Source organism: Nocardioides sp. Z38_18 (assembly GCF_058215695.1).
Genome location: NZ_JBZAJE010000002.1, coordinates 234,771 through 247,813, shown reverse-complemented (window position 1 = coordinate 247,813; position 13,043 = coordinate 234,771). Strand labels below are relative to the sequence as shown.

Genomic DNA, 13,043 nt, shown 5'->3' with positions numbered 1-13,043 from the left:
TGGTGGCGGGCCCGGGCGTGTGTGTATGTTTGTGCCTCGGTTCGCCCGGTGATCTGGGCGAGCCGAACCCATGGGGTATGGGGTAATTGGCAGCCCGACTGGTTCTGGTCCAGTTAGTCTAGGTTCGAGTCCTAGTACCCCAGCGAACACGACGATTTGGTTCACAAGTTAGCGAACGATAGAGTCTCGTCGGTTCTCAGCAAGATCGCCAGGCCCCCGTTGTGTAGTGGCCTAGCACGCCGCCCTCTCAAGGCGGTAGCGCGGGTTCGAATCCCGTCGGGGGTACCAACACGAAGGGTCCTGACCAGCCAAGAGCTGGGCAGGACCCTTCGTCGTTCCTGTCACATCCGGGTCCCGCCGTACGTCTTCCTCTCGAGCGCGACTTGGGAAATGGTGGTGGGCACGATGGACGAGGACGACCAGACACGAGCCTTCGAGGCCGAGCGGCCGCGGCTGCAGGGTCTTGCCTCGAAGGTGCTCGGCGACCCGGCCGAGGCGCAGGACGTGGTGCAGCAGGCGTGGTTGCGACTGCACGGCACCGAGACCGTGATCGAGAACCTGCCGGCCTGGCTGACCACGGTGACCACCCGGCTGTGCCTGGACCGCCTTCGGTCGCGTTCGCCCGTGCCGCACGCCGACCTGGAGACCGAGCTGCAGGGCAGTCCCGAGGCCGACCATGCCGGCTCCGCCGACCCCGCCGACGAGGTCGCCCTGGCCGACACGGTCGGGGTGGCGTTGCAGGTGGTGCTCGACCGGCTCTCGCCTCGAGAACGGGTGGCCTTCGTGCTCCACGACAGCTTCGGCTTCGAGTTCCCCACGATCGCGGCCGTGCTCGAGACCACGCCCGTGGCCGCACGCAAGCTCGCCTCGCGGGCGCGCGCCAAGGTGGTCCAGCCGGCGGGAGAGGACCAGCTGGCCGACTGGGCGGTGGTGGACGCCTTCATGGCCGCCGCCCGCGAGGGTGACTTCACCCGGTTGCTCGAGCTGCTCGCCCCCGACGTCGTCGTGGTCGGCGACGAGGCCGCGGTCCTGCTCGGCACCCCGGCGCTCATGGAGGGACAGCAGGAGGTGGCCACGTTCTTCAACGGAGCGGCGCAGTCCGCGCTGCCGGTCTTTCTCGGCGACCGGCCCGGGGCGGCCTGGTTCGACCGCGGCGTGGCCCGGGTGGCCTTCGACTTCGCCGTGGCCGGGGGACGGGTACGCCGGATCGACTTCCGCGCCGACCAGGACCTGCTCACGCAGGTCCGCAAGCGCAGGGCAGGGGACCCGCGGTGAAGGTCGTCTCGCCGTTCAGCTTCTCGGTCACACCTGCGCTGTCGCGATCGTCGTAGGAGTGAGAGCACACCCAGGAAGAACCGGAGATGAACTGAGATGAAGACCATGACCTGTCGCCAGCTGGGCGGCCCCTGCGAGCTGGCCCACCACGGAGAGACGGCCGACGACGTGATCGCGGCCCAGGACAAGCACCTCAAGGAGGCGGAGAAGGCCGGCGACGCCTCCCACCAGGAAGCACGCGACGCCATGAAGTCCCGCTGGCGGCACCCTAAGAAGTCGCTGGGGTGGTACAACGACGCCAAGGCGGCCTTCGCCGCCCTGCCCGAGACCTGATCACACCTGCGTCCGATTCCCGCTAGCACCGGGAGGTCCACGCGCGCAGACTGGAGGCATGGAGCTCGACCAGGACGCCTGCTACCGCGCGGTGAAGGGACGTGACCGTCGCTTCGACGGGATCTTCTACACCGCGGTGCACACCACCGGCATCTACTGCCGTCCGTCCTGTCCAGCGACCACCCCGCGGCGGGGCAACGTGTCCTTCCACCGCACCGCGGCCAGCGCCCAGGGTGCCGGGTTCCGGGCCTGCCGCAGGTGCCTGCCCGACGCCACCCCCGGGTCCCCGGAGTGGGACATCGCGGCGGACGTGGCCTCGCGGGCGATGCGCCTGGTCTCCGACGGCGTCGTCGAGCGGGAGGGGGTGGAGGGCCTGGCCGGTGCCCTCGGGTACTCCACCCGGCAGCTCAACCGGCTGGTCACCCGCGAGTTCGGCGCCGGCCCACTGGCACTGGCCCGGTCGCGTCGCGCCCAGACCGCGCGGGTGCTGATCGAGACCACCGACCTGCAGTTCTCCGAGATCGCGTTCGCGTCCGGCTTCGCGAGCGTGCGGCAGTTCAACGACACCGTCCGCGAGGTGTACGCCGCCTCGCCCACGCGGCTGCGGCAAGGGGCAGCCTCCCGGCGCCACGGGAGCAGCGCCGGCGCGATCCGCACGCGGATAGCCGTCCGCGAGCCGTTCGCCGGCGACGCCCTGCACTTCTTCCTCGCGGTCCACGCCGTGCCGGGGCTCGAGGCCACCGGGCCGGGCTGGTACGAACGCGCGCTGCGGCTCCCGCACGGCCCCGGGGTGGCCCGGGTCCACTTCGGGGAGGCGACGCCGGGACAGGTGCCCTGCACGTTCACCCTGGCCGATGCCCGGGACCTCGCACCGGCGATGGAGCGCACCCGACGCGTGCTCGACGCCGACTGCGACCCGGGTGCGGTCGACGAGGCCCTGGCCGAGGACCCGGTGCTCGCGGTGCTCGTGGCGGCGCAACCTGGACTGCGCGTCCCCGGGCACCCCGACGGTGCCGAGCTCGCGGTGCAGACCGTGCTGGGACAGCAGGTCAGCCTCGCCTCCGCCCGCACCGCAACGCGGCGCCTCGTCGAGGAACACGGCGACCCGCTGGGTCTCGACGGCGACCACGAGGTGACGCACCTGTTCCCGACGGCCGCGCGGCTCGCCGCGATCGACCCCGAGGACCCGGCCGCACTGCGGATGCCCCGCTCCCGCGCCCGGGCGCTCACCGGTCTCGCCGCCGCGCTGGAGCGCGGTGAGGTGCGGCTCGACCGCAGCGCCGACCGGGCCGGGACCCGGGCAGCCCTGCTGGCGCTGCGAGGCATCGGCCCCTGGACGGCCGACTACGTCTCCATGCGCGCGCTCGGCGACCCGGACGCGTTCCTGCCCACCGACGTCGGCGTGCGCAACGCCGCCCGCCGGCTCGGGCTGTCGGACGTGGTGAGCCGCAGCGAGGGCTGGCGGCCGTGGCGCTCCTACGCGCTGATGCGGCTGTGGTCGGTCGTGCTCGGGGACCTGCGACCAGGGAGAGAGGCGGACATAGGGTGAGGACGAGGGAGCAGGAGATGACGACGATGTGGACCGTGACGAGATCCCCGGTCGGCGACCTGCGGATCGTGGCCCGGGACGGGGCGATCGCGGCGATCGAGTACACGCCGTTCCAGGCGTCGCCGGTGGGGCTGCCCATCGGTGAGCGGGTGGACGACGACCCGTTGCTCCTCAGCGCGGTGGAGCAGCTGGCGGCGTACTTCGCCCGGGACCTGAAGCAGTTCGACCTGCCGCTGGCCCCCCGGGGCAGCGACTTCCAGCACCGGGTGTGGGAGCAGCTGCGCCTCATCGGGTACGGCGAGACCGCGTCGTACGGCGAGATCGCCCGTCGGCTCGGGATGACCAACGCCGCGTCGCGAGCGGTGGGGCTGGCCAACGGCCGCAACCCGGTTCCCATAGTGGTGCCGTGCCACCGGGTGATCGGGGCGAACGGGATGCTCACCGGCTACGCCGGGGGTATCCCGCGCAAGCAGCTGCTGCTGGAGCTGGAGCAGGACGCCCTCTTTTGAGCGGCCTGTTCTGAGCGGCCTGTTCTGAGCAGCGCCAGCGGGGGGTCAGGGGGCGAGCGTCGTGCGGCGGTAGTTCTCCAGCAGCTCCTGCACCTTGGCCTCGTCGCGGTCGGCGATCGGGATCAGGAGCTCGGCGACCACGTCGGTGAGCTCGGCGATGCGCCGGTTGAGCCGCCGGTTCTCGTGGACCGCCTCCTTGAGGTCGCGGACCAGCTCGGGGAACGAGGCTGCCGTGCGGAGCAGCCCGCGGGGCGGGGGAGTGCTGTCGCTGGTCATGGCGGCTCCTGAACGGTGGTGGGTGGATGGTTCCGGGGTCCAGCGGACCTCGAGGCGGGCAGTGCGGGGGTCCGGCTGGTCGAAGAGGTCGAGACCGGGGCCGGACTCGCGGTGCACGACCCGGCCGCCGGCGGCCTCGATCTCGCGCACGAGCTCGTCGGTGTCGAGCCGCTTGACCAGTCCGTCGGTGGTCACGCCGGGGAGGCCCTTGCCGGTCTCGGCGTACTCCAGGAACAGCGCGCCGCCGCGGCGCAGGGCCATCGAGCCGAGCCGCCACAGGTTGCGCCGGGCCTCCTGGTCCAGGCACCCGGCGAGGCCCCGTGCGTAGAGCCACGGCGGCTCGCTCTCACGGGACAGCTCCGCACCGATGAGCAGGGCCGACCGGGTGTCGTTGAGCACCAGGACGCGCACGTCGGCTTCCTGGTCGCCGCGGGAGAGCTTGCGCGCGGCCTGGCGTACGGCGGTGCCGGCGAAGTCGGCGGCGACCACGCGGTGCCCCTGCCGCTTGAACCAGGCGGCGTCGCGGCCGTTGCCGGTGCCGAGGTCGACGACAACGGCGGCCTCGGGCATCCGCGAGCGTGCCCAGGAGGCGAACGTCGATCCCTTGCGCGGGATCTCGTCCTTGCGGTAGCGCAGCAGCTCGTTCCAGGGGATGACGTGGGTGCGGAAGCCGCGCATCCACCCGTCGAGGCGGCGCAGGCCAGGCAGGGGGTCGACGGGCTGGAACGCCGGGTCCGGGACCCGCCAGCTCGGCCCGTAGAGGAACTCCAGGACCGCCTCCGGGTCCGCCGGCGCGGCCAGCTCCACGCCTTCGAGGACGACCGTCGAGGCGGGGGTCAGGGCCTCGCGGGGGAGGTGGCCGCTGCGCCCGCCGAGCTGGTAGAAGACGCCCTCGACGTGGAAGGCACCGAACACGTCGACGTGCACGTTCCTCCCGTCGGACAGCGGCAGGAACAGCTTGAGGTCGGCCCCGGACATCCGGACCACCTTCCAGCCGAGCTCGCGCATCTCGCGCTCCATCCGGAACGACTCGCGGATGATGTCGGCCGGGTGCGTGTGTGCGCTGAGGTAGGCGAGGTCGGAGTCGGAGTCGTGCCCGATCATCGCCCCGGAACGGACGGCTCCGAGCAGGCAGCCGTAGCTCACGTGGGCGTCGATCCCGACCTTGTCGCGCAGGTCGGCGATCGCGCGTGCCGTGCCCTCGGCGATCTGCCGGCGTACGTCGTCGCCGGTCTCGGAGAAGACCCGGGTCAGGTGCCCGGCCTTGTCCAGGGCCAGCGGGTGCCCGTGCGCGTCCCGCAGCTCCAGCCGCGCGGTGTTGCCACGAAAGGAGACCGGGCCGTCGAAGTGCACCTGCTCGTCGTCGCTGCCGGCCAGCCGCACGTGCGTGGTGCCGTCGAGCAGGGGGCGGATCACCTGGGGCCAGTCGATCCGGCGGCCCGCGCGGGTGCGGACGCCGTCACGGTCGGGGACGAACGACCAGACGTATCTCCCGTCGAAGGAGACCACCACCGGGTCGTGGCCTGCGGCCGGGATGACGACGTGCTCGTCGGTGACGATCGCGGACACGAGGGCCGGGGGCATGTGGGCTCCGATCGGACATCCCAGGAATGAAAGTCGAGTGGAAGACTACACTTAAACCCTGGGGCTGATCACACGTTAGGCCCCGGCGAGCCGCGCGGGCGTGAATGACCCGTGTCGCGCTCGCGAGCCACTGCGCGAGTGCGCGTCATCGGGTCATCCGTTCCCGGTCGTGCCGGAGAGCGTGGATCGGCTGTCCAGCAGGAAGGTCTCCAGGCTGCGTGCGGGGGTCCCGGTGACCTGCTCCACCGTGTCGGTGACCGTCGCGAAGCTGCCTGCGGCGACCCGCTCGAACGTGAGGACGTTCAGGTCGCGCTCGAAGCCCTCGGTCCCGGCCACGGCGTCCTCCACCGAGACCTCGCGGATCTCGACCGGGCGGCCGACCACGCGGGAGAGGTGGTCGGCGGTCTCCGTCAGTGCGAGTGCTCGCGGGCCGGTGAGCTCGTAGGTCCGGCCGCCGTGACGGCCGTCCAGCAGGGCCTGCTCGGCCACCGCGGCGATGTCGCGGGCGTCGATCCACGCGATCCGGCCGCCGCCGGCGGCGAACGCCAGGTCCTCGCCGCGGACGATCTGGTCGCGGAAGAAGCGAGGATCGGTGAACACCTGCATGAACCAGCTGGGGCGCAGGATGGTCCAGTCGTGACTGCTCTCCCGGACGGCGCGCTCGGCACGCGGCGCCCAGCCCTCGGGGCCGACGGAGTCCGCGTCCTGCTCCGAGAGCAGCACCACGCGAGAAGTCGCCGGCGTCCGGGCGAGGAGGTCGCGGATCAGCTCCGGCGCCTCCGGCCGGTCCGGGCGTACGACGTAGACCGCGTCGGTCTCCTCGACTGCCGCTGCCCAGCCCTCCGGGTCGTCCCAGGAGAACGCGATCGGCCGGACTCCGTCGATGCGCACAGCGGAGGGGTCACTGCTGCCACCGAGGACCTCGACCTCGGGGCGGGAGGCGAGAAGTCTCGCCAGCGGGTCGCCGGTCTTGCCGCGGACGCCGGTCACGAGGACGCGCTTCCTGCCGGCTGCCTGGCTCATGGGCGCACTGTGCCATCCGGCGCCGTGCAGCACACCCTCTGCGGTTGCCGTGTCCGAAACCCGCCGGACCGGGTGGCCGGCCCCCGTGGCTGGAGGCCGTCACTCGTGGGTGCTACTCGGCCGCGGCGCGGCGCAGCGACTCGGAGAGGCGCTCGGCGGCCGCGAGCACGGCGGGTGCGTGCATCCGGCCGGGCTGGCGGGAGAGCCGCTCGAGGGGTCCCGAGACAGACACTGCGGCGATGATCTTGCCGCTGGGGGAGCGCACCGGTGCGGACACCGAGGCGACTCCCTGCTCGCGCTCGCCGATCGACTGCGCCCAGCCACGGCGACGGATGCCGGCCAGGGCGGTCGCGGAGTAGGCGGCGTTCTGCAGCCCGCGGTGCATCCGCTCGGGGTCCTCCCAGGCGAGCAGCACCTGGGCGGCGGAGCCCGCGCGCATGGTCAGCTGGGAACCGATCGGGATGGTGTCGCGCAGGCCGCTGGGGCGTTCTGCCGCTGCGACGCACACGCGGTGCTCACCTTGGCGACGCCACAGCTGGGCGGACTCGCCGGTGATGTCGCGCAGGCGGGCCAGCACCGGGCCGGCGGTGGCGAGCAGGCGGTCCTCGCCGGCGGCGGCCGAGAGCTCCGCGAGGCGTGGGCCGAGGACGAAGCGCCCCTGCATGTCGCGTGCCACCAGCCGGTGGTGCTCGAGGGCGACCGCGAGGCGGTGGGCCGTGGGACGCGCCAATCCTGTGCCGGCGACCAGTCCGGCGAGGGTGGCAGGACCTGACTCCAGTGCAGCAAGTACCAGGGCGGCCTTGTCCAGGACGCCGACTCCACTTGTGTTGTCCATATTCTAATACTGCCGTCTCGTAGTATGGGATGCAACGGTTAGGATCGGGCTCACGTCTTTGTGAGAACTGTTCAGCATGATGAACGAACCAGGAGGGATTCGGATATGGGTAAGACGCTTTCGGAAAAAGTCTGGGACGAGCACGTCGTCCGCAGCGCCGAGGGCGAGCCGGACCTCCTCTACATCGATCTCCACCTGATCCACGAGGTCACCTCACCCCAGGCATTCGACGGGCTGCGGCTCGCAGGTCGCACCGTACGCCGCCCCGACCTCACCCTGGCTACCGAGGACCACAATGTCCCCACCCTGGACTGGGACAAACCCATCGCCGACCCCGTTTCGCGCACCCAGGTGGACACTCTGCGCAAGAACACCGCCGAGTTCGGCGTGCGCTCTCACCCACTGGGAGATGTCGAGCAGGGGATCGTGCACATCATCGGCCCGCAGCTGGGCCTGACCCAGCCCGGCATGACGATCGTGTGTGGGGACTCTCACACCTCCACCCACGGGGCCTTCGGCGCCATCGCGTTCGGCATCGGCACCTCCGAGGTCGAGCATGTGCTCGCCACCCAGACGCTGATGCAGGCCCGCCCCAAGACGATGGCCGTCACGGTCACCGGCTCCCTGCCCGAGGGCGTCACCGCCAAGGACCTGGTGCTGGCCCTGATCACGCAGACCGGCACCGGCGGCGGGCAGGGCTACATCGTGGAGTACCGCGGCCCCGCCATCGAGGCGCTCTCCATGGAGGCCCGGATGACGGTGTGCAACATGAGCATCGAGTGGGGCGCGAAGGCGGGGATGATCGCTCCCGACCAGACGACCTTCGACTACATCAAGGGCCGGCCCGAGGCGCCCAAGGGTGCCGACTGGGACGCCGCCGTGGAGCACTGGAAGTCCCTGGTCACCGACGACGACGCGGTCTTCGACGAGGAGATCGTCCTGGACGCCTCGACGCTGACGCCGTTCGTCACCTGGGGGACCAACCCCGGCCAGGGTGTGCAGCTCGGCGGCGTGGTCCCGGACCCGGCCGGGTTCGAGGACGCCGACGCCCGCATCGGCGCCGAGAAGGCGCTGGAGTACATGGCGCTCGAGGCCGGCACCCCGATGCGCGAGGTCAAGGTCGACACGGTCTTCGTCGGCTCGTGCACCAACGGCCGCATCGAGGACCTGCGCCTCGCCGCGGAGATCCTCCAGGGCAGGACCGTCGACCCGGACACCCGGCTGCTCGTCGTACCCGGCTCGTTCCGGGTCCGGATGCAGGCCGAGGAGGAGGGCCTCGACACCATCTTCAAGGAGGCCGGGGCCGAGTGGCGTGGCGCCGGCTGCTCGATGTGCCTGGGGATGAACCCCGACCAGCTCGCCCCCGGTGAGCGCAGCGCATCGACCTCGAACCGCAACTTCGAGGGACGCCAGGGCAAGGGCGGACGCACGCACCTCGTCTCGGTCCCCGTGGCCGCCGCCACCGCGGTGCGCGGCACCCTCAGCTCGCCCGCGGACCTGCCCGCGCCGGCGACCACGAGCCCCATCGGCAAGGAGGCCTGAGCATGGAGAAGTTCCGCACCCACACCGGTGTCGGCGTCCCGATGCGCCGCAGCAACGTCGACACGGACCAGATCATCCCGGCCGTCTACCTCAAGCGCGTCACCCGGACCGGCTTCGAGGACGGGCTCTTCGCAGGCTGGCGCGCCGACCCGGCCTTCGTGCTGAACAGGCCGGAGTACGCCGCTGGCTCGGTCCTCGTCGCCGGACCCGACTTCGGCACCGGCTCCTCGCGCGAGCACGCCGTGTGGGCCCTGCAGAACTACGGGTTCCGTGCCGTGATCAGCCCGCGCTTCGCCGACATCTTCCGCGGCAACTCCGGCAAGGCCGGACTGGTCGCCGCGCAGGTCGACGAGAAGGTCGTGCAGCGCCTGTGGGACTACCTCGAGGAGTTCCCCGGAGCGACCGTGACCGTCGACCTGGAGACGCGAACCGTCAAGGCTGGTGAGGGTCCTGACGCGATCGTCGACTCCTTCGACATCGACGACTACACCCGGTGGCGGCTGCTGGAAGGACTCGACGACGTGGGCATCACGCTCTCGCACGAAGAGGACATCGAGCGGTTCGAGAAGAGCCGCCCATCGTGGAAACCGGCCACAATTCACTGATCTGATGGGGTTTTCCGCAGAACAACTCCTGCGACACGCCCCTTTCCCATTGTGGTGGGTGTCACTTTTCCCTAGCGTGCAAGGGATTAGTCGGGCATCGTGGCTCGGCTGACGTTCACGGAAGGGAAGCTTGTGAACAAGAGTCAGTTGATCGACGCGCTCGCAGCTCGTTACGAAGGCAACCGCAAGGCGGCCGCGCACGCGCTCGAGTCGGTGCTCGACACCATCACCCGCGAGGTCGCTCGCGGCGAGAAGGTCGCCATCACGGGCTTCGGCTCGTTCGAGAAGCGCGTCCGGGACGCCCGGTGGGTGCGCAACCCCGCGACCGGTGACCGGATCAAGGCCAAGAAGAAGGCCGTTCCGGCGTTCAAGGCCGGTGCGCAGCTCAAGGACGTCGTCTCCGGAGCCAAGAAGCTGCCCAAGCTGACCCTCGCCGCGGTGGAGAAGGCGGCCCCGGCTGCCGCGAAGCCGACCGTGCGCAAGACGGCCGCTGTTGCGAAGAAGGCCACCGGGGCCGGCTCGTCGTCGACCTCCAAGAAGTCGGCCGCGAAGAAGTCGTCGGCGACCAAGGCTCCTGCGAAGTCCACGGCCAAGAAGTCCTCGCCGGCGAAGAAGTCGACGAGCACCTCGACCGCCAAGAAGGCCTCCACGACGAAGTCGGCTGCTACCAAGGCTCCCGCCAAGTCCACGGCCAAGAAGTCCTCGCCGGCGAAGAAGTCGACGAGCACCTCGACCGCCAAGAAGGCCTCCACCACGAAGTCGGCCGCGACCAAGGCCTCGTCGAGCTCGGCCACCAAGTCCACGGCGGCCAAGTCCGCGGCCAAGAAGTCCTCGCCGGCGAAGAAGTCGACGAGCTCCTCGACCGCCAAGAAGTCCCCGGCCAAGAAGAGCACCGCGAAGAAGTCCTGAACCACGCCCCAGCGCAGCGGCGGTGACCCGGAAGGGTCACCGCCGTTCGTGCGTCCGGGCCCGGGGACTCACGAACGCGGCAGGTCGACCGGGCCGAGCGCCTGCGCGGTGTGCGCACCCACCCCGGTGCGCATCGCCCGGGCGAGGTCGGCCCGGGTGTCGACGTCCATGCGCAACGTCGGCACCTCGGCGCGCACCGGCCTGGCCCCGGAGACCTCGTGGCGGTGGGCCGAGTCCGCACCGAAACGAGGATCGAGGTCCACACCGGGACCGGCGGCGAGCAGCGTCGTACCGTCCCCGGAGGCGTCCGCGACGAACCAGCGCGGGGTGACCCCCGACCCCAGGGCGACGTCGAGGTCCGCGGAGGTCAGGCACGGCAGGTCGGCGCACATCGCGGCCACTCCCAGGTGGGGGTGCAGCAGTCGCACCCGCAGCGAGGCGAGCTCCAGGGCCCGGTTCAGGTCGCCGGCGCCCTCGTCCTCGAGGCGGATCGCGCCGTCGACCTCGAAGCCCGGCTCGGCGGTCACGACGTAGACCTGGGTGACCGAGGCCGCCTCGCGTGCCGCGGTGATCGCGTCGAGCGCGAAGGCGCGCATGAGGGGCGCCCTCTGGTCCGGGGCGGGTACCTCCAGACGCGACTTGGCCAGGGTGAGGGTCTTCACCGGCATCAGGAGCGCGAACGTCTGGGGCATCGGCCCGATCCTCTCAGCACGTCGCGGCCGAGGGCGACGAGCCCACACGAACGGGCGCGGGTCAGCCCCGCTTCAGCGTCTCCGGAGGTGGTCAGGGCGTAGGGTCGCGAGACGCAGGGACGGGAGATCAGGAGGTCTGGTGGCGAAGGTTCGGCGGCTGCAGCACAAGCTCGGCTGGGCGTGGGGGACGGTCGTCGTCATCGTCAAGCCCACCCTGCTGACGCTGACCAGGCGGGACTGGATCGACGGCGAGAAGATCCCGGCCACCGGCGGCTGCGTGGTGGCGGTGAACCACATCTCCCACATCGACCCGCTGACCCTGGGGCACTTCCTCTACGAGCACGGGCGCCTGGTGCGCTACCTGACCAAGGACGCGCTGTTCCGCACGCCGGTGGTCAAGCACATCGTCAGGGACGCGGGCCAGATCCCCGTCTCCCGGATGAGCGAGGGGGCCGCCAGTGCGTTCCAGGCGGCCGTCGAGGCGGTCCGTCAGGGCGAGTGCATCGGGGTCTACCCCGAGGGCACCATCACCAAGGACCCGGACGGGTGGCCGATGCGCGGCAAGACCGGCGCGGCCCGGATCGCCCTGGCCACCGGTGCGCCGGTTATCCCGGTCGGTCAGTGGGGGGCCCAGGACATCCTTCCGGCGTACACCCTGCGCCCGCACGTGTTCCCGCGGCGTACGGCGCACTACAAGGTCGGCGACCCGGTCGACCTCGACGACCTGCTCGGCCAGCCGGTCACGGCCGAGCTGCTGCACACGGCGACGGACCGGATCATGGCGGCGATCACGTCGCTGGTGGAGGAGCTGCGCGGCGAGCAGGCGCCCGCCGTACGCTTCGACCCGAGGCAGTCGGGCGTGACCGAGATCGGAAACCCTCTCAAGAAGAAGCGGTGGAACCAGGGATGAGCAAGGTCGCGGTGTTCGGAGCCGGATCGTGGGGCACGGCGTTCAGCCTGGTGCTGGCCGACGCAGGCAACGACGTCACCATCTGGGGACGCCGGCCCGAGGTGTGCGAGGCGATCAACGAGCGTCACGAGAACGCCGAGTACTTCCCGGGCATCGAGCTCCCCGAGACCATCCGTGCCACCACCGATCCCGCCGAGGCCGCGGCCGACGCCGAGTTCGTGGTGCTCTCCGTGCCCTCGCAGACCCTGCGCCACAACCTCGGCCAGTGGACCGACGTGATGCCGAGCGACGCGGTCTTCGTCTCGGTGATGAAGGGCATCGAGCTCGGCACCACCAAGCGGATGAGCGAGGTGATCGCCGAGGTCACCGGTGCCGGTCCCGAGCGGATCGCGGTCGTCAGCGGACCCAACCTCGCCCGCGAGATCGCCCTGCGCGAACCCGCGGCCAGCGTGATCGCCTGTGCCGACGAGTCGGTTGCCGCGCGCCTGCAGGACCTGTGCCACTCCCAGGCGTTCCGGCCCTACCGCAGCACCGACGTCCTCGGCTGCGAGCTCGGCGGCGCCTACAAGAACGTGGTTGCGTTGTGCGTGGGGATGGCGGTGGGCCTGGGCTTCGGCGACAACACCACGGCCTCGCTGATCACCCGTGGCCTGGCCGAGACCGCCCGCCTGGCGATGAAGCTCGACGCCGACCCGCTCACCCTGATGGGCCTGGCCGGCCTCGGCGACCTCGTCGCGACCTGCTCCTCCCCGCTCTCGCGCAACCGCACGTTCGGCGAGAAGCTCGGCCAGGGGATGACCACCGAGGAGATCGTCGCCTCCACCAGGCAGGTGGCCGAGGGCGCCAAGTCGTGCGCCTCGATCTACGACCTCGCCGACCGCAACGGCGTCGACGCCCCGGTGGCCCAGCACGTGGCCGCCGTGGTCGCCGGCGAGATGAGCGCCCGGGACATGATGTACGCCTTCATCGCCCGCGACACCAAGCACGAGCGGGACTGACTC

General features: G+C 71.1%; 13 protein-coding genes and 2 tRNA genes. 11 read left to right on the top strand and 4 right to left on the bottom strand.

What is annotated here, in order from left to right; all coding sequences use genetic code 11:
- The first annotated feature begins 71 nt into the window (after nucleotides 1-71).
- The 6 genes from AC4BGC_RS12340 to AC4BGC_RS12315 all read left to right on the top strand — a co-directional run bounded on the left by AC4BGC_RS12340 (nucleotide 72) and on the right by AC4BGC_RS12315 (nucleotide 3,666).
- A tRNA-Gln gene (locus tag AC4BGC_RS12340) sits at nucleotides 72-143 on the top strand.
- A gap of 69 nt (nucleotides 144-212) precedes the next feature.
- A tRNA-Glu gene (locus AC4BGC_RS12335) sits at nucleotides 213-288 on the top strand.
- Between the two features lie 117 nt (nucleotides 289-405).
- Complete coding sequence (locus tag AC4BGC_RS12330; protein WP_490556034.1) at nucleotides 406-1,275, top strand: sigma-70 family RNA polymerase sigma factor; 870 nt, start codon at nucleotides 406-408, stop codon at nucleotides 1,273-1,275.
- Nucleotides 1,276-1,371: 96 nt separating this feature from the next.
- Nucleotides 1,372-1,608, top strand: coding sequence for a hypothetical protein (locus AC4BGC_RS12325; protein WP_490556033.1), 237 nt, complete (start codon nucleotides 1,372-1,374; stop codon nucleotides 1,606-1,608).
- A gap of 58 nt (nucleotides 1,609-1,666) precedes the next feature.
- Nucleotides 1,667-3,157 (top strand): AlkA N-terminal domain-containing protein, encoded by a 1,491-nt coding sequence (locus AC4BGC_RS12320; protein ID WP_490556032.1) that lies wholly within the window; start codon nucleotides 1,667-1,669, stop codon nucleotides 3,155-3,157.
- 17 nt (nucleotides 3,158-3,174) lie between these two features.
- Nucleotides 3,175-3,666, top strand: coding sequence for a methylated-DNA--[protein]-cysteine S-methyltransferase (locus tag AC4BGC_RS12315; protein WP_490556031.1), 492 nt, complete (start codon nucleotides 3,175-3,177; stop codon nucleotides 3,664-3,666).
- 45 nt (nucleotides 3,667-3,711) lie between these two features.
- On the opposite strand, the gene AC4BGC_RS12310 is transcribed toward AC4BGC_RS12315, so the two are convergent.
- From AC4BGC_RS12310 to AC4BGC_RS12300, 3 genes are all read right to left on the bottom strand, one after another.
- Nucleotides 3,712-5,526: a DUF6752 domain-containing protein gene (locus AC4BGC_RS12310; RefSeq protein ID WP_490556030.1), complete on the bottom strand. Its 1,815-nt coding sequence runs from the start codon at nucleotides 5,524-5,526 to the stop codon at nucleotides 3,712-3,714.
- A 153-nt stretch (nucleotides 5,527-5,679) separates the two neighbouring features.
- Nucleotides 5,680-6,549, bottom strand: coding sequence for an NAD(P)H-binding protein (locus tag AC4BGC_RS12305; RefSeq protein ID WP_490556029.1), 870 nt, complete (start codon nucleotides 6,547-6,549; stop codon nucleotides 5,680-5,682).
- Nucleotides 6,550-6,661: 112 nt separating this feature from the next.
- Complete coding sequence (locus AC4BGC_RS12300; protein WP_297605168.1) at nucleotides 6,662-7,384, bottom strand: IclR family transcriptional regulator; 723 nt, start codon at nucleotides 7,382-7,384, stop codon at nucleotides 6,662-6,664.
- Nucleotides 7,385-7,489: 105 nt separating this feature from the next.
- Here AC4BGC_RS12300 and leuC point away from each other — a divergent pair, with 105 nt between their 5' ends.
- The 3 genes from leuC (at nucleotide 7,490) to AC4BGC_RS12285 (ending at nucleotide 10,440) form a co-directional block, all read left to right on the top strand.
- The gene (gene leuC, locus AC4BGC_RS12295; RefSeq protein ID WP_490556028.1) at nucleotides 7,490-8,926 is read left to right on the top strand and encodes a 3-isopropylmalate dehydratase large subunit; all 1,437 of its coding nucleotides are present in this window, start codon (nucleotides 7,490-7,492) and stop codon (nucleotides 8,924-8,926) included.
- 2 nt (nucleotides 8,927-8,928) lie between these two features.
- A complete protein-coding gene (gene leuD / locus AC4BGC_RS12290) occupies nucleotides 8,929-9,531 on the top strand; it encodes a 3-isopropylmalate dehydratase small subunit (protein WP_490556027.1) in 603 nt (200 codons plus the stop codon).
- Nucleotides 9,532-9,663: 132 nt separating this feature from the next.
- A complete protein-coding gene (locus tag AC4BGC_RS12285; protein WP_490556025.1) occupies nucleotides 9,664-10,440 on the top strand; it encodes an HU family DNA-binding protein in 777 nt (258 codons plus the stop codon).
- Between the two features lie 68 nt (nucleotides 10,441-10,508).
- Here the strand turns inward: AC4BGC_RS12285 and cofC are convergent, their stop codons facing one another.
- Nucleotides 10,509-11,132: a 2-phospho-L-lactate guanylyltransferase gene (gene cofC / locus AC4BGC_RS12280; protein WP_490556023.1), complete on the bottom strand. Its 624-nt coding sequence runs from the start codon at nucleotides 11,130-11,132 to the stop codon at nucleotides 10,509-10,511.
- Between the two features lie 139 nt (nucleotides 11,133-11,271).
- Between cofC and AC4BGC_RS12275 the strand changes: the two genes are divergently transcribed.
- Nucleotides 11,272-12,042, top strand: coding sequence for a lysophospholipid acyltransferase family protein (locus AC4BGC_RS12275; protein WP_490548175.1), 771 nt, complete (start codon nucleotides 11,272-11,274; stop codon nucleotides 12,040-12,042).
- Nucleotides 12,039-13,040 carry an NAD(P)H-dependent glycerol-3-phosphate dehydrogenase gene (locus tag AC4BGC_RS12270; RefSeq protein ID WP_490548176.1) on the top strand — a complete coding sequence of 334 codons (1,002 nt, stop codon included), beginning with the start codon at nucleotides 12,039-12,041 and terminating at the stop codon, nucleotides 13,038-13,040. The genes AC4BGC_RS12275 and AC4BGC_RS12270 overlap by 4 nt, the downstream gene beginning before the upstream one ends.
- The last annotated feature ends 3 nt before the right edge of the window (nucleotides 13,041-13,043 follow it).

What these genes read in the sequence shown, in the direction of transcription:
- AC4BGC_RS12310 (WP_490556030.1), bottom strand. Translation starts at nt 5,526, where the DNA reads ATGCCCCCGGCCCTCGTGTCCGCGATCGTCACCGACGAGCACGTCGTC.
- leuC (WP_490556028.1), top strand. Translation starts at nt 7,490, where the DNA reads ATGGGTAAGACGCTTTCGGAAAAAGTCTGGGACGAGCACGTCGTCCGC.
- AC4BGC_RS12270 (WP_490548176.1), top strand. Translation starts at nt 12,039, where the DNA reads ATGAGCAAGGTCGCGGTGTTCGGAGCCGGATCGTGGGGCACGGCGTTC.
- AC4BGC_RS12300 (WP_297605168.1), bottom strand. Translation starts at nt 7,384, where the DNA reads ATGGACAACACAAGTGGAGTCGGCGTCCTGGACAAGGCCGCCCTGGTA.
- leuD (WP_490556027.1), top strand. Translation starts at nt 8,929, where the DNA reads ATGGAGAAGTTCCGCACCCACACCGGTGTCGGCGTCCCGATGCGCCGC.
- AC4BGC_RS12305 (WP_490556029.1), bottom strand. Translation starts at nt 6,549, where the DNA reads ATGAGCCAGGCAGCCGGCAGGAAGCGCGTCCTCGTGACCGGCGTCCGC.
- cofC (WP_490556023.1), bottom strand. Translation starts at nt 11,132, where the DNA reads ATGCCCCAGACGTTCGCGCTCCTGATGCCGGTGAAGACCCTCACCCTG.
- AC4BGC_RS12320 (WP_490556032.1), top strand. Translation starts at nt 1,667, where the DNA reads ATGGAGCTCGACCAGGACGCCTGCTACCGCGCGGTGAAGGGACGTGAC.
- AC4BGC_RS12325 (WP_490556033.1), top strand. Translation starts at nt 1,372, where the DNA reads ATGAAGACCATGACCTGTCGCCAGCTGGGCGGCCCCTGCGAGCTGGCC.
- AC4BGC_RS12315 (WP_490556031.1), top strand. Translation starts at nt 3,175, where the DNA reads ATGACGACGATGTGGACCGTGACGAGATCCCCGGTCGGCGACCTGCGG.
- AC4BGC_RS12330 (WP_490556034.1), top strand. Translation starts at nt 406, where the DNA reads ATGGACGAGGACGACCAGACACGAGCCTTCGAGGCCGAGCGGCCGCGG.